This is a genomic window from Phytohabitans rumicis (assembly GCF_011764445.1).
GTDB classification, from domain to species: domain Bacteria; phylum Actinomycetota; class Actinomycetes; order Mycobacteriales; family Micromonosporaceae; genus Phytohabitans; species Phytohabitans rumicis.
In genome coordinates this window covers 8,494,679-8,515,090 of record NZ_BLPG01000001.1, presented here as the reverse complement: position 1 = coordinate 8,515,090, position 20,412 = coordinate 8,494,679, and the positions used below count along the sequence as shown (strand labels likewise).

General features: G+C 72.0%; 18 protein-coding genes and 1 pseudogene. 11 read left to right on the top strand and 8 right to left on the bottom strand.

Annotated features, from left to right (window positions below; translation table 11 throughout):
• Positions 1-26: 26 nt before the first annotated feature.
• The 8 genes from Prum_RS38570 (at position 27) to Prum_RS38540 (ending at position 9,007) form a co-directional block, all read left to right on the top strand.
• Positions 27-1,496 (top strand): S1 family peptidase, encoded by a 1,470-nt coding sequence (locus tag Prum_RS38570; protein WP_173081712.1) that lies wholly within the window; start codon positions 27-29, stop codon positions 1,494-1,496.
• Positions 1,497-2,107: 611 nt separating this feature from the next.
• Positions 2,108-2,698 (top strand): transposase domain-containing protein, encoded by a 591-nt coding sequence (locus tag Prum_RS52670; protein WP_246278382.1) that lies wholly within the window; start codon positions 2,108-2,110, stop codon positions 2,696-2,698.
• Positions 2,614-3,393 (top strand): transposase, encoded by a 780-nt coding sequence (locus tag Prum_RS52665; RefSeq protein ID WP_246278381.1) that lies wholly within the window; start codon positions 2,614-2,616, stop codon positions 3,391-3,393. The genes Prum_RS52670 and Prum_RS52665 overlap by 85 nt, the downstream gene beginning before the upstream one ends.
• A gap of 550 nt (positions 3,394-3,943) precedes the next feature.
• Positions 3,944-4,294 (top strand): PIN domain-containing protein, encoded by a 351-nt coding sequence (locus tag Prum_RS38560; RefSeq protein ID WP_173081710.1) that lies wholly within the window; start codon positions 3,944-3,946, stop codon positions 4,292-4,294.
• Between the two features lie 109 nt (positions 4,295-4,403).
• Positions 4,404-4,664, top strand: coding sequence for a hypothetical protein (locus tag Prum_RS38555; protein WP_173081708.1), 261 nt, complete (start codon positions 4,404-4,406; stop codon positions 4,662-4,664).
• A gap of 165 nt (positions 4,665-4,829) precedes the next feature.
• Positions 4,830-5,549: a hypothetical protein gene (locus Prum_RS38550; protein WP_246278380.1), complete on the top strand. Its 720-nt coding sequence runs from the start codon at positions 4,830-4,832 to the stop codon at positions 5,547-5,549.
• Positions 5,542-8,280 carry an FtsK/SpoIIIE domain-containing protein gene (locus tag Prum_RS38545; protein WP_173081706.1) on the top strand — a complete coding sequence of 913 codons (2,739 nt, stop codon included), beginning with the start codon at positions 5,542-5,544 and terminating at the stop codon, positions 8,278-8,280. The genes Prum_RS38550 and Prum_RS38545 overlap by 8 nt, the downstream gene beginning before the upstream one ends.
• A 76-nt stretch (positions 8,281-8,356) precedes the next feature.
• Positions 8,357-9,007 (top strand): hypothetical protein, encoded by a 651-nt coding sequence (locus tag Prum_RS38540; RefSeq protein ID WP_173081704.1) that lies wholly within the window; start codon positions 8,357-8,359, stop codon positions 9,005-9,007.
• Positions 9,008-9,124: 117 nt separating this feature from the next.
• On the opposite strand, the gene Prum_RS38535 is transcribed toward Prum_RS38540, so the two are convergent.
• The gene (locus Prum_RS38535; protein ID WP_173081703.1) at positions 9,125-10,141 is read right to left on the bottom strand and encodes a LacI family DNA-binding transcriptional regulator; all 1,017 of its coding nucleotides are present in this window, start codon (positions 10,139-10,141) and stop codon (positions 9,125-9,127) included.
• A 185-nt stretch (positions 10,142-10,326) separates the two neighbouring features.
• Here Prum_RS38535 and Prum_RS38530 point away from each other — a divergent pair, with 185 nt between their 5' ends.
• The gene (locus tag Prum_RS38530; protein WP_173081701.1) at positions 10,327-11,442 is read left to right on the top strand and encodes an endo-1,4-beta-xylanase; all 1,116 of its coding nucleotides are present in this window, start codon (positions 10,327-10,329) and stop codon (positions 11,440-11,442) included.
• Positions 11,439-12,971: a glycoside hydrolase family 43 protein gene (locus Prum_RS38525; protein ID WP_308785449.1), complete on the top strand. Its 1,533-nt coding sequence runs from the start codon at positions 11,439-11,441 to the stop codon at positions 12,969-12,971. The genes Prum_RS38530 and Prum_RS38525 overlap by 4 nt, the downstream gene beginning before the upstream one ends.
• Positions 12,972-13,018: 47 nt before the next feature.
• Here Prum_RS38525 and Prum_RS38520 read toward each other — a convergent pair whose 3' ends face one another.
• The 3 genes and pseudogenes from Prum_RS38520 to Prum_RS38510 all read right to left on the bottom strand — a co-directional run bounded on the left by Prum_RS38520 (position 13,019) and on the right by Prum_RS38510 (position 15,987).
• Positions 13,019-14,050 carry a hypothetical protein gene (locus Prum_RS38520; protein WP_173081698.1) on the bottom strand — a complete coding sequence of 344 codons (1,032 nt, stop codon included), beginning with the start codon at positions 14,048-14,050 and terminating at the stop codon, positions 13,019-13,021.
• A gap of 67 nt (positions 14,051-14,117) precedes the next feature.
• A pseudogene (locus Prum_RS38515) lies at positions 14,118-14,756 on the bottom strand (response regulator); the annotation flags it as partial.
• 10 nt (positions 14,757-14,766) lie between these two features.
• Entirely contained in the window at positions 14,767-15,987 is a 1,221-nt protein-coding gene (locus Prum_RS38510; RefSeq protein WP_246278379.1) for a sensor histidine kinase, read from the bottom strand.
• Positions 15,988-16,061: 74 nt separating this feature from the next.
• Here Prum_RS38510 and Prum_RS38505 point away from each other — a divergent pair, with 74 nt between their 5' ends.
• Positions 16,062-16,901, top strand: coding sequence for an intradiol ring-cleavage dioxygenase (locus Prum_RS38505; RefSeq protein ID WP_173081696.1), 840 nt, complete (start codon positions 16,062-16,064; stop codon positions 16,899-16,901).
• Between the two features lie 63 nt (positions 16,902-16,964).
• On the opposite strand, the gene Prum_RS38500 is transcribed toward Prum_RS38505, so the two are convergent.
• From Prum_RS38500 to Prum_RS54130, 4 genes are read right to left on the bottom strand one after another with little or no spacing between them, the layout of a single operon-like run.
• Positions 16,965-17,798, bottom strand: a complete 834-nt coding sequence (locus Prum_RS38500) for a carbohydrate ABC transporter permease (RefSeq protein WP_173081694.1) — start codon at positions 17,796-17,798, stop codon at positions 16,965-16,967.
• Positions 17,795-18,775, bottom strand: coding sequence for a carbohydrate ABC transporter permease (locus Prum_RS38495; protein ID WP_246278378.1), 981 nt, complete (start codon positions 18,773-18,775; stop codon positions 17,795-17,797). Before Prum_RS38495 ends, Prum_RS38500 begins: the two co-directional genes overlap by 4 nt.
• Before the next feature lie 42 nt (positions 18,776-18,817).
• A complete protein-coding gene (locus tag Prum_RS38490; RefSeq protein WP_281369090.1) occupies positions 18,818-19,648 on the bottom strand; it encodes an extracellular solute-binding protein in 831 nt (276 codons plus the stop codon).
• Positions 19,645-20,139 carry an extracellular solute-binding protein gene (locus Prum_RS54130; RefSeq protein ID WP_281369089.1) on the bottom strand — a complete coding sequence of 165 codons (495 nt, stop codon included), beginning with the start codon at positions 20,137-20,139 and terminating at the stop codon, positions 19,645-19,647. Before Prum_RS54130 ends, Prum_RS38490 begins: the two co-directional genes overlap by 4 nt.
• Positions 20,140-20,412 lie beyond the last annotated feature (273 nt).

Below are 20,412 nucleotides of genomic sequence, written 5' to 3'. Positions count from 1 at the left end.
CTCAAACCCCCGAAGGAGAGCACCCTATGAAGGGAAGACTGGCCGCGCTTGCGGCCGGAATCCTGCTGCCCGTCGGCGTCCTGGCCGCGCCGGCCGGCGCCGCGCCCGACCCCGGCACGGCACCGGCGACCGCCGACGCGGCCTCCCCGGCGATGCTGAGCGCGCTCGCCCGCGACCTCGGCCTGACGGCGACCGAGGCCCGCGCCCGGCTGGCCCGCGAAGACGTCGCCGGCCGGGCCGACGCCCAACTGCGCAAGGACCTGGGCGCCGCGTACGCCGGCGGCTGGCTCACCGACGGCGCCAGCACGCTCGTCGTCGGGGTCACCGACGCCGGCCAGGCGGCCCGGGTCCGGGCGGCCGGGGCCACCCCGAAGGTCGTCGCCCGCAGCGCCGCCCAACTCGACCAGCTCAAGGCCGTCCTCGACCGCAACGCCGCCAAGGCGCCGGCCGCGTCGGTCCCCGGCTGGTACGTCGACGTCGTCACCAACAGCGTCGTCGTCCTCGCCCGCGGCAACGCGTCGGCCGCGACGGCGTTCGCGGCGCTGGCGAAGTCGGGCGCCGTCCGGGTCGTCGCCTCGAACGAGACGCCCAAGCCCTTGTACGACGTGGTCGGCGGCGACGCGTACTACATCGGCGGCGGCCGGTGCTCGGTCGGCTTCTCCGTCACCGGCGGGTTCGTGACCGCCGGCCACTGCGGCAGCACCGGCGACACCACCACCGGCTACAACCAGGTCTCCCAGGGAACGTTCCGGGCCTCGTCGTTCCCCGGCAACGACTACTCCTGGGTGCAGGTCAACTCCAACTGGACGCCCACGCCGACCGTCGACAACTACAGCGGCGGCACGGTGACGGTGGCCGGCTCCACCGAGGCGGCCGTCGGCGCGTCGATCTGCCGTTCCGGCTCCACCACCGGCTGGCACTGCGGCACGGTCTCGGCGAAGAACCAGACCGTCAACTACGCCGAGGGCAGCGTCAGCGGCCTCACGCGTACGAACGTGTGCGCCGAGCCCGGCGACTCCGGCGGCTCCTGGCTGTCCGGCCAGCAGGCCCAGGGCGTGACCTCCGGCGGCTCCGGCGACTGCACGTCCGGCGGCACCACGTACTTCCAGCCGGTCAACGAGATCCTCTCCGCGTACGGGCTCACGCTCACCACCAGCGGTGGCGGCGGGGGCGGCGGCAGCGGCTGCTCCGGGTACGAGTTCACCCGCACCGGCTCGCTGTCCGGCACCGGCGTCAGCGCGTACCAGCCGGACGGCAGCTACTACCAGTCCACGGTCTCCGGTACGCACAGCGCCTGCCTCGACGGACCGTCCGGTGTGGACTTCGACCTGTACCTGCAGAAGTGGAACGGCAGCGCCTGGGCGGCGGTTGCCAGCGGCACCAGCGCCAACCCGGACGAGACCATCACGTACAGCGGCACGGCCGGGTACTACCGGTACCGGGTCTACTCCTACAGCGGCTCGGGCAGCTACACGCTCGGCTTCAGCAACCCGTAACCCCGCTTTCCCCAAGTCACCGAGGCGGGCGCGCGCCGATCGAGGCCGCGCCCGTCACGGCTCGCGCCGCATGACTGGAACAGCACTCGCTGAGCGGCCGCGCTCGTGAGTAGGGCGCCCCTGTTCACGACATAGCGGGTATGGGGGCGCCCCCAAGGCCGGGTAGTTAAGGGAATCAGGTCCATGTCGAGCGCTGATGTGACGCGGCCATCGCCCTCGACTTTGGCGACTGTGTCGAGAAATTGCCCGCCCAGGGGCAACTGTTCGCCACAGTCGCGGCGTAGGTCGGCCCCGCCGTCGAACACATCACCGGCCCGGTCGGCGGACCCAGATCCAGCGGCCGGTTGTGTCGGATACATCCGGGTGCGGGCCCGGCCCACCCCTGGCCAAGTCGAAGCTGGCAGTAGATCTAGACGCAATGCCGCTCAGTTAAGGGTCTGGCCGGGCGTTGTTGATGGGGCCGGGGTAGACGGGCAGCGAGGCTCCGGTAGACATGGCTGTCCTCACAAGACGGTCATGATCTGTAGGGAGCCTCGCTGTCCACGTATTTTGTCACCCGCCGGATGATCAAGGTCGCTGCGGGTGTGTTCGCCCCAGGGCACGTTGGGGAGTTGACGCAGCATGTGCCGTTCGAGATGGTCGATGCCGCGTTGGCGGAGGCCGGTCTGGGTAAGTCCCGTGTGCGTGAGGTACCAGCCCGGGTTGTGGTCTACCTGCTGTTAGCCGGCGCGTTGTTCGCCGAGGTGGGCTACCGGCAGGTCTGGGACAAGCTGGTAGCGGCCCTGGACGGTGTGCCGGTGGCGAACCCGACCTCGGGTGTGCTGGCCCAGGCCCGCCAACGCATGGGACCGGCTCCTTTGCGGGCCTTGTTCGACCTGGTGCGGGGACCGGGTCCGGCGCCGCGTACCCGTGGGCGGTGGTGGCGAGGGCTGCTGGTCTGCGCTATAGACGGGACCAGCGCGGCTGTCCCGGCCAGCGCGGCGAATCTGGCCGAGTACACCCCGCATCGCTGCAACCATGGCGGGTCGGGCTATCCGAAGCTGCGGCTGCTGGTGTTGGTGTGCTGCGGAACCCGGACCGTCATCGACGCGATCTTCGGGCCCACCGGGGTGGGGAGATGCCCTACGCCAAACGGTTGGTGGCCAGCCTGCGTCCGTCGATGGTCGTGCTGTTGGACCGGGCCTTTGGGGCGGCGGACCTGATCGAGGCGATCGCGCAGGCCAGGGCATACCTGGTGGTGCGGGTCAAGGACAACCGGAAACTGCCGGTGATACAGCGGCTGCCGGACGGCTCATACCTATCGGTGATCGGCCAACTGCGGGTCCGCGTGGTGGAGTGTCAAATCCACGTGCAGACCACGGCCGGGCGTGCCACGACCATGTACCGCCTCGTCACCACGCTGATTGAGCACCACCACTATCCGGCGTTCGACCTGGTCCGGCTCTACCACGAACGGTGGGAGGTCGAAACAGCGTTCCTGGAACTGAAATCGACGATCCTGGGCGGGCGGGTACTACGAGCCAGGACCCCGGCCGGGGTCCGCCAGGAGGTCTACGCCCTGCTGGTGACCTACCAGGCCATCCGCCTGGCCATGGCCGACGCCACCGACACCCAGCCCGACCTTGACCCCGACCGGGCCTGCTTCACTACCGCCTTGAGCGCGGCGCGTGACCTGGTCGTGCAGGCGGCGAACGCCATCACCGGCGCGGTGATCGACCTGGTCGGCGCGATCGGCCGGCGAGTCCTAGCCAACCTCATGCCCGAGCGTCGGACCAGGCGCGCCCCGCGGATCGTCAAACGAGCGATCTCCAAGTACAACGCCAAAGGCCCCAACATCGACCGGAAGACCTACCAGGCCACGATCAGCATCGACATCCTCGTGCCCCAGAGCCCTTGACGACGCCACACCACGCCTTAACTGAGCGGCATTGGATCTAGACGAGTTAGGGCTCGATGTCAGCCATAACTCGTCTAGATCTACCCGCCTCGTCGTCGCATGACAGGGGGTGCCATCAGGGTCAGGTGACCGCGCCGTCCCCGATCACCCGGACGGTGACCCGACTCCTGCGGTGATCATGAAGTTGACGCCCGGGAGAGCCTTCTCCCTGCCGCTAACTTCATGATCACCGCAAGCTGGCGTCGGCTCCAACGCTGGGCAAGCGATCAGCCGCGCGGCTTGACGCGCCCAGGAATCCTTAACTACCCGGCCTTGAGGGCGCCCCACTCACGGCGGAACACCCAACAGGGGCGCCCTACTGGCTACCGACCGGGTTCGCCCTGGGCGAGGTGCGGCCGGATCTTGTACCCGTGATGCCGGAAACGTCGGAGCGCGATCAAGGACTTTCGCGTCGATCAAGGGCGAACGGTCGTGGTTTGGAGATCAAAGCACGACCGTTTGCCCTTGATCGACGCAAAAAGACGGGCGGCGGAGGGGGCAGAGTAAGGGGGTGGATCTGGTGATTGTGGATGGGGCCAATGTGGTGGGGTCGCGGCCGGACGGGTGGTGGCGGGATCGGGCGGGAGCCGCCACGCGCCTGCGGGACCGGTTGCGCGGGCTCGCCGAGGCGGAGGCGGCCGAGGTGGTGCTGGTCGTCGAGGGAAAGGCGCGCGGCGTGGAGAGCGTCGACGGGGTGCGGGTGGTCGAGGCCCCGGGCTCCGGCGACGACACCATCGTGGACCTGGTCCGCGCCGCGGCCGGCGACAGGCGGGTCGTCGTGGTCACCGCCGACCGGGGCCTGCGGGAGCGGGTCACCGATCTGGGCGCGGGCGTACGCGGCCCGCGCACCGTAAACTACTAGCACTGAGTAGTTCTAGATTCACAGTGGGCAACAACGGGCAGGGGGTCGCAGCAAGGCTGATCCGACTACCGTGGTATCAATTCCTCCTCTACCCCCCAGGAGGTCCCCCGTGGCGAGCGTCGCCGAGGTGAAGTCGGCCATCGATGCCGCGATCCAGCAGGTGAGCGAGGGCCAAGCCGCCGTACACGCGGCCAGCGAAAAGATCACCGAGGCCCAGCAGAGCCTGGCGATGGCGCTGGACGGCAGCGGTCACGAGGCGGTCAGCACCGCGCACGCCTCGCTCTCGCAGGCCACGCTCGAGCTGGAGGAGTGTCTCGCCGCCACGCAGGCCGCGGTGGAGCAGGCGCAGTCCTACGTCGCCGCCCTGTAGGGCCGCGGCCATGTCCCTGATCCAGGAGCTCGGTGCCCGGGTCCGCGCGACATCGGACGACCTACCGGTCGGCCTGGTCACGGTCGCCGTCGAACGGCTGCGGCTCGCCGGTGAGCTGTTGATGTGGGTACGCCAGGAGTCCGCCAACCCCTCGGGGTGCCCCAGGTGGCCGGCGCGACCGAGCACGCGGAGCAGGCCGTCCAGGCGCTCCGGGTGGCGCAGGACGCGCTCCTGTCGTACCTCGCCTCGATCGGGCTGGCGCACGACGGCACGGCGGGTCCGGACGGCGCCTGGCGCACCGGGCTGGACGCGGAGACCGACCGGCCCGCGCAGCCCGTGCCCGACGGCGCGCCGCCGCCCCCGCTGGGCCGCTGGTGGGCCGCGCGGGTCGCCGAGCTGACCGGCCACGGCTCCGCCGCCGAGCGGGACGAGTCGGCCGCGGCCGACGGCGCCGACCTGCTGCGCCGGGTCGCCGCCGGGGTCAAGGCAGGCGACCGTGGCCGGCTGCACCGCGAGCTGGGCGGCGTGGAGGCGCCGGTCGGGCTGGGCCTGTCGGCGCTCGCCCCGCCGGTGCTGCACCGGCTGGCCGGCGACCTGCTGCGCCACCGGCCCCGCGCCGAGGACCTGGAGCAGCTCACCAAGCAGGCCGGCCCGCGGGTCCGCGAGCTGCTGCCCAATCTGCCGCCGGAGGTGCTGGAGACCCAGTTCCGGCGGATCTGCCGGGTGCCGGCCGAGCGGGAGGAGGGTCCGCCCCCGCACCCGGCCGACGCGGCCGTGGCGGCGAGCGTGCTCACCGGCGTACTCCTGCAAATGCTGCACCGCGAGCCGGACTCGCTGGACCCGACCGCGCCGGAGCCCGTCGAATCCGCGGAGTCCCATGCCTGACGTGCGGACGTCCGTCGTCGAGTCGGTCCGCGCGGCGCTGTCGCGCGCCCGCGCCGCGGCGCGGGTGCACCTGGACGCGGCCCGGTCCGACCTGGCCGGCGCGGAGGCGCGGCTGGCCCGCGTCCAGCAGGCGGGCGAGCAGCGGCCGGCCCGCGCGGCCGCGGAGCGGGACCGGCGGCTCGCGGAGCTCGCGGACAAGCACGCGGCCGGCATGGCCGACCTGGCGCGGCGGGCCGCGGTGGCCGGCGCGCTGCGGGCGACCGGCGCGGCCGGCGACCCGTGGCCGGGCTGGCACCCGACGCCGGCCATCCGCACCGAGCCGCCCGACCTGCTGCGCGTCGGCGAGATCCGGATCCCCGGCGCCCCGCCGGTGCCGGCGCTCGTGCCGCTCCTGGACCGCGGCCACGTCGCGCTGGTCGGCCCGCACACCGGCCCTGGCGCCGGCGCTGTCTGGACTGAGGAGCGAAGCGACGAGGGAAGACAGCGCCTCCAAGGCGCGGGGGCCAGCGCGAGCGGAGCGAGCGCCAGCCAGCACAGCCTGGTCGCCACGTTGCTGTTGCGCGCGCTCGGCCGGGCCGCGCCGGGCACGGTGCGGATCACCGGGTACGACCCGGAGCGGCTCGGCGGCGGGCTCGCCGGGTTCGCGCCGCTGGCCCCGGCCGGGCTGCTCACGTTCGTGGGGCCGGGCGGGCTGGCCGGGCTCCTCGACGACCTGGTCGACCACATCCGGCGGATCAACGAGACGGTGCTGGCCGGCGAGCACTCGTCGCTGCGCGAGATGGCCGTGGCGACCGGAAAGCGACCCGAGCCGTGGCGGGTGGCGGTGCTGCTCGGCGGCGACGAGCTGTCCCGGCACGAGCGGGCCCAGCTGGAGCGGATCCTGCGTACGGGGGCCGCGTGCGGCGTACACCTGATCGTGCGCGGCATCCCGGTGCCCGAATGGTCCACTGTGGAGACCGTGACGGTGGACGGGGACACGGCGTTGCTGTCCAGCTGCGGGCCGCTGCCCGTACTCCTGGATGGGCCGCCGCCGGCGGACCTGGTCACGGCGACGTCCCGGCGGCTGGCCGAGCGGGTGTCGACCGGGCCCGCACCGGCGGTCTTCGCCGACCTGCTGCCCGAGGAGATCTGGACGGAGAGCTCGGCGGCCGGCCTCACCGCGCCGGTCGGCGACAGCCCGGAGGGCCGGCCGGTGTCGGTGACGCTGGCTGACTACCCGCCGCACGCGCTGATCGCCGGGCCGTCCGGCACCGGCAAGACCAACCTGATCTACGCCTGGATGGGCGCGCTGTCGGCCCGCTACTCCCCGACCGAGCTGGAGTTCTATCTGCTGGACTTCAAGGAGGGGGTGTCGTTCGCGCGGTTCGCGCCGGGGCAGCGGGACCCGAGCTGGCTGCCGCATGTGCGCCTGGTCGGCGTGAACGTCAACACCGACCGGGAGTTCGGGCTGGCGCTGCTGCGGTTCCTCGGGCGGGAGCTGCGCCGGCGGGCCGACGCGGCCAAGCAGCACGAGGTCACCAAGCTGGCCGAGCTGCGCGCCGAGGATCCCACCGGGCACTGGCCGCGGATCGTGGCGGTGGTCGACGAGTTCCAGGTGCTGCTGACCGGGCGGGACGCGCTCGCCCAGGAGGCGGCGACGCTGCTGGAGGACCTGGCCCGGCGCGGCCGCTCGCAGGGCATCCACCTGATCCTCGCGTCGCAGGACGTGTCCGGCATCGAGGCGCTGTGGGGGCGGCCGGCGCTGGTCGCGCAGTTCACGCTGCGGATCGCGCTGCCCAAGGCGCGGCGGATCCTGGCCGAGACCAACACGGCGGCGGAGACGCTGCCCCGGCACCACGCCGTGGTGAACGCCGACTCCGGCGCCGTCGAGGCCAACCGCATCGTGCGGATCCCCGCCGCCAGCGACCGCCGTACGTGGGGGGAGCTGCAGCACCGGCTGTGGCGGGACTGGCGGGACCGGCCGGCCTCGCTCGGCGCGCCCCGGCTCTTCGACGGCGACGCGGTGCCCCAGCTGGCCACGTCCCCGGACTTCGCGGCCCTGCGCCCCGGCACGGTGGACCCGGTGGTGCTGCTCGGGGAGTCGATCGACGTACAGGCCCGGTCGGCGCGGCTGCCGCTGTCCCGCTCGCCCGGACGCAACATCGCGGTCGTCGGCACCCGCGTGGAGGAGGCGTGCGCGGTGCTCGCGGCGGCCGCCCGGTCGCTGGCCCGGCAGTCACCGGACGCCCGCTTCTCGGTGGCCTGCCTGGACCAGGACGCGGCGGCCACCGCCGAGTCGCTGCGCCCCGACCTGCCGCCGGACACCGGCTGGTACGACGCTCCCGGGCTGGCCGAGCTGTTGCCCGAGCTGGAGCCGGACCCGTCCCGCCCGCATTACCTGTTCCTGTTCGCCGCCGACGCGGCCGCCTCCACGCTCGCGGTCAAGACCGGCGGCCGTTCCGGGCACGAGCACCTGCGCCGGCTCCTGAACACCGGGCCGGAGCGGCGCACCCACGTGCTCGGGTGGTGGCGGAGCGTGGCCCGGCTGCGCGACGACCTCGGCGGGATCGGCTCGCGCACCGACTCGATCGGCGCGTGGGTGGCCCTGGACGTGCAGGGCGGCGACCTGAGCGGGTTCTATCCCCAGCAGGGCGGCCCGGTCTGGTACCCCCGGCCGTGGCGCGCCCTCTACTTCGACCGCGCGCGGCACCGCACCCCGGAGGTCGTCATCCCGTACGGACTCACCACATGAGTGAGCGCAGCGAGCGAATCAGTTGGCACAGCGCGCATGGAGCCTCGTGGCCGCCCGCAGCGAAGCGAGGACGGCCATGAGCTACCGAGCGGCGATCGAGCAGCTGGCCCGGGCGTACGCGGGGGTGGACGCCCAGCGGGCCGAGGCCACCGAGTGGTACGCCCGGCAGGTCGCCGCCGTCGAGCGGGCCACCCGGGAGGCGGCGGCCGCGGTGGCGGCGGCGACCGAGTCGGTGGCGGGGGCCCAGCAGCTCGTCGAACGGGTCGACGCCGAGGCGGACGAGGTGTGGCGCACCACGATCCGGCGGCTCGGCCCGGTGGCGGCCCGGTACGGCGGCACGCCTCCGCCGGCGCCGGCGCCGCAGGGCGAGGCGTACAACCCGCACCAGGTGCTGGAGGGCGCGCTGCGGCTGATCGACGACGCCTGGCGGCCGGGGCGGATGTCGCGGCAGGCGTACCCGCTGCTGGTGCTGCTCAGCGCGGTCGGGGCCGGCGTGGCCGTCGGCCTGCGCGAGGCCGCGCTCTGGCTGGGCCGCGAACACGGCGGCGACCTGGCCGTGGGCCTCCCCGTCCTGGCCCTGGTGGTGACGCTGGTGGCCCCCCTGGTGGGCCTGTGGCCCGCGAAGGTGGTAGCCGACCGCCGCCACGTAGCCCTGGACCCCACCACGATCACCGTCGTGGTGGCCGCGGGCCTGGCGACCACGGCGACGCTCCTGCTGGCCTTCTAGCGTTCCGGAGGGGCGCGGCGCGGTGGCTGGGCAGTCCACCGCGCCACACCCGCGCTCAGTATCGAAGACCGTCGAGGTCCCGGTCAACGCTCTTCCGGTAATCTCCCGGAAATACCTTCATCCGAGCGTGGCGGTGCTGTCCCGGACCACGAGGTCCGTCGCCAATTCGACCCGCGGTGTCTCCACCGCTTCGCCCTGGGCCAGCCGCAGCACGGTACGCGCCGCGAGCAGCCCCATCTCGGCGAGGGGCTGCCGGACGGTGGTCAGCGGCGGCGACGACCAGCGCGCCTCCGGCAGGTCGTCGAACCCGACCACGCTCACGTCGTCCGGCACCCGCAGGCCGCGCTGGCGCACCGCCTCGTACGCGCCGAAGGCCATCTGGTCGCTGGAGGCGAAGATGGCCGTGGGCGGCTCGTCGAGCGCCAGCAGCGCCTTGGCGCCCTCCAGCCCGGACTCGTGGTAGAAGTCGCCCGGCTGGATGAGCTCGTCGCGCATGGGCTCGCCGGCGGCCTCCAGGGCGGCCCGGTAGCCGTCCAGCCGGGCCCGGCTGCACAGCATCTGCGGGCTGCCCGCGATGAAGCCGATCCGCCGGTGGCCCAGCGACAGCAGGTGCTCGGTGGCGCGCAGCCCGCCGGTCCAGTTGGTCGCCCCGATCGTCGGGATGTCCAATGTGGGCACTCCGGCCGGGTCGACCAGCACCATCGGCACGTTGAGCCGGCGCAGTTCGGCGTGCACCGGCGGGGCCAGGTCGCTGGCGACCAGGACCACGCCGTCGGTGGCACGGGTACGCAGGTTTTGCAGCCACTGGCGGGTCGAAGCGGTTCGCCGGTGAATCGCGGAGACCACGGTGCCCACGCCGGCCGCGTGCGCGACGTCCTCGACGCCGCGAATGATCTCCACCGCCCATGGGCTGTCGAGGTCGTTGAACACCAGGTCGATCAGGCTCGCGCTGACCCGGGGGCGGGCCGCCCGGCGCCGGTAGCCGTGCCGCCGCAGCAGCTCCTCGACCCGCTCGCGGGTCTGCGGCGCCACGTCCGACCGGCCGTTGAGTACGCGCGAGACGGTCGGCACCGAGACGCCGGCCTCACGCGCGATCGCGGTGATGGTGATCCTGCGCCCTTCGTCGACCGTCACGATCAGCTCCTTCGTCGAGGGTGTCAGCCTACGACCGAAACACTTCCGAGCCGAAATCGACCCGCCTGCCGGCCCTCGCCCGCAATCTTGCCGCACGCCCGGGGCTTGACGACCCGCATAGACGGCCCTAGCGTTCCAAACGAGTTACGGAAGTGTTCCGGAAGCTTTTCTTCGAAGGGATTCCCATGAAGGTGACTCGCGTGGTCGCCGGCGCCGCCGTGGCCGCGGCCGTCCTCGTTTCCCTCAACGCCCAGGGCGCGCCGGCCGCGCCCGCGAAGCCCGCCGCCGCTCCGGAGGCCGCCGCCATCGCAGCCCACGGCGGCGACGCCAGCACCCTGCGCGCGCTGGCGAAGCGCACCGGCGTCCGCATCGGCACCGCGGTCGACATGGCCGCCCTCGCCGACGACACCACCTACCGCGAGCGCGTGGCCGCGGAGTTCAACAGCGTCACCGCCGAAAATGTCATGAAGTGGCAGTTCCTCGAACCGGAGCGCGGGGTCTCCGACTTCGCCGCCGCCGACGAGCTGGTCGACTTCGCCCGCCGCAACGGCCAGCAGGTACGCGGGCACACCCTGCTGTGGCACAACCAGAACCCGGCCTGGCTCACGTCGGGCGTCAACTCCGGCGAGATCGACGCCGCCGAGCTGCGCCAGATCCTGCGTCAGCACATCTACACGGTCGCCGGCCACTTCCGCGGCAAGGTGTACGGCTGGGACGTCGTCAACGAGGTCATCGACGACAACGGCAACCTGCGCGACACGTTCTGGCTGCGGATGCTCGGCCCCGGCTACATCGCCGACGCGTTCCGCTGGGCCCACCAGGCCGACCCGAAGGCCAAGCTTTACCTCAACGACTACAACGTCGAGGGCATCAACGCCAAGAGCACCAAGTACTTCGAGCTGGCCAAGCAGCTGCGCAAGGACGGCGTGCCGGTGCACGGCTTCGGCATGCAGGGCCACCTCGGCGTGCAGTACGGCTTCGACGGCACCGCCCTGGACAACGTGCTGCGCTTCGAGAAGCTCGGCCTGGAGACCGCGTTCACCGAGGTGGACGTGCGGATGATCCTCCCCGTCGACAACCCCAAGCTGCAGGCCCAGGCGGCGGGCTACACGCTGCTGCTGCAGGCGTGCCTGCTCGCCAAGCGGTGCGTCTCGTTCACCGTCTGGGGATTCACCGACAAGTACTCCTGGGTACCGGGCTTCTTCAGCGGGCAGGGCGCCGCGAACCTGCTCGACGAGAACTTCGCGCCCAAGCCCGCGTACCAGGCGGTGAGCAACAGCCTGACCCTCGCGGGCCGCTGAGGTTAGCCTGTAGCCCACCACGCATCGACGGGAGGCCAACGATCCGGACGTTCAGCAACCCCGTCATCGCCGGCATGTTCCCCGACCCGAGCGTCTGCCGGGTCGGGGAGCACTACTATCTGGCCTGCTCCAGCTTCGAGTACTTCCCCGGCGTACCGATCTTCCACAGCCGGGACCTCGTGCACTGGGAGCAGATCGGCAACGCGCTCGACCGCCCCACCCAGCTCCACCTGCCGCCGACCACCCCGTCCTCCGGCGGCGTGTACGCACCGACCCTGCGCCACCACGACGGCCGGTTCCACCTGATCACCTCCAACGTGCCGCACGCCGGCACGCTGGTGGTGACCAGCACCGATCCGGCCGGCCCGTGGTCCGACCCGGTCCGGCTCCCGGGCGTTCCGGGCATCGACCCCGACCTCGCCTGGGACGACGAGGGCACCTGCTGGTGCACGTACGCGGGCATCCGGCAGGTCCGCGTCGACCTGGCCACCGGTGCGGCGCTGGAGGCGCCGCGCCGGCTCTGGTCGGGTACGCCGGGCGCGCAGTGGCCGGAGGCGCCGCACCTGTACCGGGTCGGCGACCTCTGGTACCTGCTGATCGCCGAGGGCGGCACCGAGGCCGGCCACGGCATCTCGGTGGCCCGCGGCCCGGCCCCGGACGGCCCGTTCGAGCCGTGCCCGGCCAATCCGATCCTCACCCACCGCAGCACCGACCATCCGATCCAGAACACCGGCCACGGCGACCTGATCCAGGCGCACGACGGCTCGTGGTGGCTGGTGTTCCTCGGCACCCGCCCGCGCGGCGGCACGCCCGGCTGGCACGTGCTCGGCCGGGAGACGTTCCTGGCGCCGGTCACCTGGGTCGACGGCTGGCCGGTCGTCGGCGAGGTAGGCCCGTCGATGACCGGCGGGCTGCCCGCCCACCCGCTGCCGCTGCCGCCGGCCCGGGACGACTTCGACGGCGCCGACCTCCATCCACAGTGGATCTCGGTGCGGGCCCGCCCGGCGCTCACCCACTCGCTCAAGGACCCGCCGGGCTGGCTCACCCTGCACGCCCAGGACCGGTCCCTGGACGACGCCTCGGTGACGTTCGTCGGCCGCCGGCAGCAGCACCACTCCTGCCGGGTGCGCGCCCTCGTCGACGCCGGCGCCGGCCGCGGCGGCCTCGCCGTACGCCTCGACGAGCAGCACCACTACGAGGTCGAGGCCGGCGACGGCGAGGTGCGGGTACGGATCCGGATCGGCCCGGCGCAGCAGCTGCGCGCCAGCCGGCCGCTGCCGGGCGGCCCGCTCGTGCTGCGGATCGAGACCCAGGCGTCCGACCCCAGCCCCGACCACCCCCGCCAGGAGCCCGACGTGGTCCGCCTCGGCTACGAAACCGTGGATGGCCGTTTCGTCGTGCTGGACGAGCTGGACGGGCGCTATCTGTCCACCGAGGTCGCGGGCGGGTTCACCGGCCGCGTGCTGGGCATGTACGCCACCGCCGGCACGGTCCGCTTCGACTGGCTGGCCTACGACCCCACCGAGTGAAAGGAAGGGCACCCTGTTATCGCTTTTTGCATAGCAAGGGGCCCTTCCTAACCACTCAAACCGCAACGCGGGCAGGCGCCGCGGCGGCGGAGGTAGTGGGCCAGGGTAGCCAACGCTAGGGCGGCGCCCCAGGCGGGCCAGAGCAGCATCGGGAGGGCTAGCCACGAGCCCTCCCCCGCCGCCAGGTCCCACAGCACGCCGGAGGTGAGCAGCCCCAGGCTCGCCGAGGTCACGAAGACGGCCACGACCGTCGCCGGCACCACGGCCAGCATGACGGGCACCCGGCGGCCGGCCAGCCCGACCACCCAGCGCGGAAACACCTCGCCCCAGGGGCGTACCAGGCCGACGGTCAGCACCGCGCCCACCACAGCGAACGCGCCCAGCCCGGCGCCCACCCACACGACCGCGTCGCCGTCGAACTCCTCCAGGTGCCCGTCGGACCAGCCGAGCAGCGCCGCGGCCAGCCAGGCGAACCGGGTCAGCGCGTACGCCACCGGGATGGCCGCGGCCAGGTATGTGGCCCAGCGGCCCCAGCGGGCGGCGGACCCGACCGATGCCCACCCGCGGGCACGACCGCTCCGTCCACAGGAGACACACGCGCCGGCGGTGCGGAACTGCCAGCTCAGCAGCGCACGGGCGAGCAGCAGACCGCCTGCCACGCTGAACGCCATGTTGGCCAGCGGCCAGGTGAAGATCTCCGCGTAGTCCACGTCCGGCCAGCCGAACGGCGCGCCGATGACGAGCATCGGGGCGTACCCGGCGACGGTCAGCAGCCGCGCGTCCGGCACGACGAGCAGGAGCGCGGCCACCACCGTCCAGCCGAACGCGAGCAGGAGCGTGCGGGGCGCGCCGCGCAGGCGTACCCGCGGCTGGCCGGCCATCCCGACGGCCGCGACCGCGGTCGCGACCAGGACCGCGGCGAACAGCGGCGCGCCGGCCTCGGCGGGGAGCCCGCGCAGCAGGCTCGCGTCGCCGTCCGGATCGTTCTCCCCGAACGGAAACCCCCGCCCGGTGGCCGTCCAGAAAAGCGCCAACGTCCCGTACACCGCGGCCCACCCCGCGACAAGTCGAGCAGTCATACCCCGACCCTGCCGCCGGGCCGTGCCCCGGGTCTTCCCGCCCGCTAGTGAACGTCCTCCCCGCGCGTGGGAGGACGAAGCCGGACTCGTACGCGCGGATCACCGCCTGGGTGCGGTCGCGGGCGTCCAGCTTGGTCAGCACGTTGCCGACGTGGGTCTTGACGGTCTCGACGCCGACCACCAGCTCGGCGGCGATCTCGGCGTTGGAGCGGCCGGCCGCCATCAGCCGCAGCACCCCGGCCTCGCGCTCGGTCAGCTTGGCGCCGCGCAGCCCGTCCCGGCCGCCCCCGCCGTACGCCGCCGCGAGCCGCCGGATAGCCGTCGGGAAGAGCAGCGACTCGCCGCGGGCGACCACCCGGATCGCGTCGACCACCTCCTGCGGCCGGGCCCGCTTGAGCAGGAACCCGCTCGCGCCGGCGCGCAGGGCCTCGTAGACGTACTCGTCGTTCTCGAACGTGGTGACCACCAGCACCCGCGGCGGATCGGCGGACGTGGCCAGCAGGTGCCGGGTGGCCTGGATGCCGTCGACGGCGGGCATCCGCACGTCCATCAGCACCACGTCCGGCCGCAGCTTGGCCACCAGCGGCGGCACCTCGGCGCCGTCCGCCGCCTCGCCGACCACGGACAGGTCGGGCTGCGCACCGATGATCGCCCGCAGCCCGACCCGGATCAGCTCGTCGTCGTCGACGATAAGAACGGCCGTCATATCGGCAGCCTCACGACCACGCGCCAGCTCCCCCTTCCGGGCCGGCGGTCATCCGCCCGCCCAACAGCGTCACCCGCTCCCGCATCCCGGCGAGCCCGCGCCCTGTTCCCAAAAGGGCAGCCGTATGCCCGCCGAGCCGGGTATACGGCTGCCCTTTTGGGGCGAGAAGCGGGTTCGCCACGTCGATGTCGAGGGTGCCATTCGCCGCCGCCACCCGCAGCGTCACCGGCACCCGGCCGGCGTGCCGGGCCGCGTTGGTCAGCCCTTCCTGCACGATCCGGTACCCCTCCCGGGACACCGCCGCCGGCACCGCGTCGAGCGGCCCACGCTCCAGCCGCACCGCCACCCCGGCCGACCGGGCGTCGGCCACGAGCCGGTCCAGGTCCGCGAGCGTCGGTTGCGGCGCGCGGCGCTCGTCCTCCCGATCCCGGAGTACGCCCAACACGTAGTCGAGGTCGGCCATCGCCCCGCGCCCGGCGTCCTCGATCGCGGCGAGCGCCCGGCGCGCGAACTCCGGATCGCTGTCCAGCACCTCCCGGGCGGCCGCCGCCTGGAGCGTGGTCACGGTCAGCGCGTGCCCGACCGAGTCGTGCAGTTCGCGGGCGAGCCGGTTGCGTTCGGCGAGCCGCTCGGCGCGGGCCGCCAGGGCCGCGATCTCCTCCGCGGGTGAGGGGCCGAGCAGCACCGGCGCCATGAGGGCGGCCAGCGCGCCGAGCCCGGCGACGGCGTACGCCATGCCGACCAGGAGCAGCACCCCGAGCAGCGACAGCCAGGGCTGGCCGATCCGCAGTCCCTCGGTGGCCTCGGTGGCCACGCCAAACAGCTCCGCCACGAAGATGAACGCCATCGGCACCGCGACGAGCAGGCCCGCCGCCACGGCTCCGCCGGCCACCAGGTGGACGCCGAACCAGAGCGCACCGCGTACCCGGGTCTCCCGAGCCGGCGGCGCGGCCGGCGGGTCGGGCAGGTCGACGCCGAGCAGGGCGCGGGCGGCGGCGATCTCCAGCGACCGGGTGCCGCGCATGAACGCCGGCACGGCGGCGATCGCCCCGGTGACCGCGAGCAGCAGCAGCGCCGCGCCACGGTACTCGCGCGGGCCGGTCAGCATCCGCGCGAAGGTGACCCCCAGCAACACGTACGGCAGCAGGATCACCGCACCGAGCAGCAGGTGCACCCCGCGCCGGTACGTCCTGCCGCTGGCCAGCGGGCCGAGCAGCGTCCGGATCGTCACGCGGACCATTCTGGCAAGCGGTCCCTCGGTATAGTCACGGCCAACACCGAGTCGGGACAAAAGGGAAAATAAACATGAGTCACGATGACCTGCACGACCGCGGGCTGCAATTCGACGTGTCGACGCTGTGGGATCGGCGCCGGATCCTCGGACTTTTCGCCGGCGCCGGAGTCGCCACGCTCGTCGGGTGCGGCGACGACGAGTCGCCCACCGCGACCGCCACGTCGACCCCGACGAGCGCGACCGCGACCACGCCGGCCGCGACCTCGACCGCCGCATCGGGGAGCTGCGAGGAGATCCCCGAGGAGACGGCCGGCCCGTACCCCGGCGACGGCTCCAACGGCCCGAACGTGCTGAGCCAGAGCGGCATCGTGCGCAGCGACATCCGGTCGAGTTTCGGCTCCGCGTCGGGCACCGCGGAGGGCGTGCCGCTGACCATCAAGCTGACCCTGACGGACACCGCGAACGACTGCGCGGCTCTTTCCGGAGCGGCCGTCTATTTGTGGCACTGCGACCGCGACGGCAACTACTCGCTCTACTCCCAGGCCGTCACGAACGAGAACTACCTGCGCGGCGTCCAGGAGACCGGAAACGACGGCACGGTGACGTTCACGAGCATTTTCCCGGCCGCCTATTCGGGCCGGTGGCCGCACGTCCACTTCGAGGTCTACCCGAGCCTGGACCAGGCGACGTCGTCGGACAACAAGATCGCGACGTCGCAGCTCGCCCTGCCCGAGGCGGTGTGCAACACGGTGTACGCCACCGACGGCTACGAGCAGAGCGTCAGCAACATGAAGCAGACCACGCTGGCCACCGACAACGTCTTCAGCGACGACAAGGCCGTACACCAGTTGGCCACCGTGACCGGCAGCGTCTCCGCCGGCTACGTCGCCACCCTCAACGTCCCCGTCTAAGGAGCAAGGAAGGGCCCCTTGTTAACGCTTTTTGCATAGCAAGGGTCCCTTCCTAACACCCCTTCAGCCCTTCGTCGCCCCCGTTGCCAGGCCGCCGATGAGCTGGCGTTCCGCTACCGCGTAGAAGCCCAGCGCGGGCACCATCGCGAGCACCACGTACGCGAGCACCCGGGCCGTGTCGTCCGAGTACTGCCCTTGGAACTGCCGCACCCCGATCGGGATCGTCCACCAGCTCGGGTCGTTGAAGACCACCAGCGGCAGCATGAAGTTGTTCCAGCTCGCCACGATCGCCAGCACCGACACCGTGGCCAGCGCCGGCCGGGCCATCGGCAGGAGTACCCGCCAGAAGAAGCCGAACGGGGTGCAGCCGTCGAGGATCGCCGCCTCCTCGACCTCGGCGGGGATGGTCCGGAAGAACGAGCGCAGGATGATGATCGTCACCGGCAGCCCGAACGCGGCCTGCGGCAGGATCACGCCGAGCGGGTTGTTCAGCAGGCCCATCGTGCGCAGCAGGATGAACAGCGGCAGGATCGCCACCGCGAACGGAAACATCAGCCCGATCGTGAAGAGCGTGAAGATGAACTCCCGGCCGCGGAACGCGTACCGCGCGAAGACGTACCCCGCCATCGCGGAGACGCCGACCGTCACGAACGTGGTCACCAGCGCGATCAGCGTGCTGTTGAACAGCGGCCGCCAGAAGTTCTCCGAGACCAGGATGTCGGTGTAGTTCGACGCGACCCAGGGCGACGGCAGCCCGAACGGGTTCTCCGAGAGCTGCGCGTTGTCCTTGAAGCCGCCGATGACGCCGAACGCGATCGGCACGATGATGACCGCCGCGATCACCCAGACGATCACCTGGAGGACCACGCCCTTGACCCGGGCAGCCCCCGTCTTCACTTCTTGCCCTGCATGACCGTAACCGCTCCCTCGATGTCGCGGCGCATGATGAAGCGCTGGTAGAACAAGGCGAAGACCAGGCTGATCAGCAGCATCACGATGCTGGTCGCGCTGGCGTACCCGACGTCGGAGCGCCGGAAGCCGTCGTTGAACATCGTGACGGCGAGTGTCTCGGACGCGTGCAGCGGCCCGCCACCGGTGAGCACCCACACCAGGTCGAAGAGCTGGATGGTGCCGATGACGGACAGGAAGACACTGATCCGGATCGTGGGGCCGAGCAGCGGCAGGGTGACGTGGCGGAACGCCTGCCAGCTCCCCGCGCCGTCCACCTGGGCCGCCTCGATGAGCTCGTTCGGGATGCTCTGCCGGCCGGCCAGGTAGAGGATCATGTGGAAGCCGAAGTACTTCCAGGTCATCACGAAGAACAGCGAGTACATCACCGTCTCCGGGTCGGACAGCCAGGTCGCCCCGATGTCGTGGAAGCCGAACCAGCCCGCGATGTGGCCCGCCAACCCGCGGTTGGGCGAGAAGACCATCGTGAACAGCACGCCGGTGATGACCTCGGACAGCACGTACGGCACGAAGAACAGCAGCCGGTAGAACGCCCGGCCGCGCAGCTTCTGGTTGAGCAGCATGGCGATGCCGAGCGACAGCGGAAGCTGGATCAGCAGCGACAGCACGATCAGCAGCAGCCCGCGACGCAGGTCGCCGACGAAGATGTCGTCGGTGAGCAGGCGCTGGAAGTTCTCCAGCCCGACGAAGTCGGTGGGCCGGCCGCCGAACCCGTTCCAGTCGAACAGGCTCGTGTACATCGCGAGCAGCATCGGCAGCAGGACCAGCGTGCCGAACAGGACCAGCGCCGGCAGCAGGAACAGGACGATGGTCAGGATCCGGCCGCCCCGGTGCCGGCGCGTGGGTGCGCCGGCCTCCGGTGACGCCCCGGCGGGCGGGGGCGCCGTGCGGTCTACGACCTCCACGGCACGCCCCGCCCCGACCCGGTCACTTGTGCTGGATGACATTTACCGCTGCGCCGTCTCGGTGATGGCCTTCGTCACCTGCTCCGGACTCCTCTTGCCGGCCATGAGCTGGGCCACCTGCTCGTTGACCTCCTGGCCGACCTCGGGCGCGTACGCCTGGTCCAGGTACAGCTGGAATCCGGTCGCGGAGGCGAGGGTCTGCGCCACGACCTTCTGGTTGGCGTCGGTCAGCGCCTCCTCGGCGCCCTTCACGACCGGCACGATCGCGTTGGTCGCCGCCTCCTTCTTCTGGCTGTCGACGGAGACCAGGAACTTCAGGAAGTCGACCGTCTCCTTCGGCGCGTCCTTGCCGACCGCGAAGCCGCCACCGCCGCCGAACGCGTCGCTGGCCGACCCCTTGCCGCCGTCGACCGCGGGGAACGGGAAGAAGCCGAGGTCGGCGCCGAGGCCCTTGCCGGACGCCTCCTTCTGCACCGACGGCGCCCACTGGCCCATCAGCTCCATCGCCGCCTTGCCGTTGCCCATGGTCGCGGCCTGGCCGTCCGGGCTGCCGTACTCCGCGCCGAGGAAGCCCTTCTGGAACGGCTGGAGGTCGACCAGCTCCTTCAGGCGCGTGCCGGCGGCGACGAAGTCGGGGCTGTCGAACTTGCCGTCCACGCCGGCCTGCTGGAGCAGCTGCAGGCCGCCGATCCGCATGGCCAGGTACGCCCAGTAGTAGTGGCCGGGCCACTTGTCCTTGCCGGCGAGGGCGATGGGCGTGGCGCCGGCGCCCTTGAGCTTGGTGACCGCGGCGAGCAGGTCACCCCAGGTGGCCGGCGGGGTGGAGATGCCCGCCTGCGCGAAGAGCTTCTTGTTGTACCAGAACCCGATCATGCCCTGGTCAACCGGCAACCCGTACGACTTGCCGTCGAACTCGTACGGCCCATCGCGACCCCGGTCAGGGTGGACTTGACGTCGGCGATGTCGGCGGAGATGTCCTTGACCAGCCCGGCGTCGACCTGCTGCTTGAGTACGCCGCCGCCCCAGGTGTGGAAGAGGTCCGGCGGGGTGCCCGCCTGGGTGACCGTGGTGAGCCGGGCCTTGTACGCCTCGTTCTCCAGCGGGGTGATCTTGATGGTGACCCCGGTGTGGCTGCTCTGGTACGACTTCGCCAGCTCGTCCCAGACCGGGAGCATCGGCGGGGTGTTCGCGATGTGCCACCACTCGATTTCGGCCGTGCCGCTGGAGCCGCCGCCACTGTCGTCGTCGGAGCAGCCGCCGAGGATGACCGCGCCGGCACCAAGGCCGGCGAGGCCGAGTATGTGTCTGCGCGAGAAGTACGTGGGGTCGTCATGTGCCGTCCCTTCAGAAATGCCGGCGCGCACGCCTCGCGCCGGCCGGGGGTCCTACGTACGCCTGGACTAGGGCCGACACCGGCGCCCGGAAGTTTTCGGCGTCGGCCCGATAATTCGTCGTGATGTGGCGCACGCTACGACGGCGTGAACTGGCGGTCAAGCCCTATCGTTCGGCGGAACCAAGCGTTACCGTAAGGCAACATAGATCGCTCGACGTTCGTTAGAGTTTCCGGAAAGCTCCCGAAAAGACGTCCGAGCGTTGCGGCCGCGCAGCACGTGGGGGTGCATGCGGCTACCGGAACA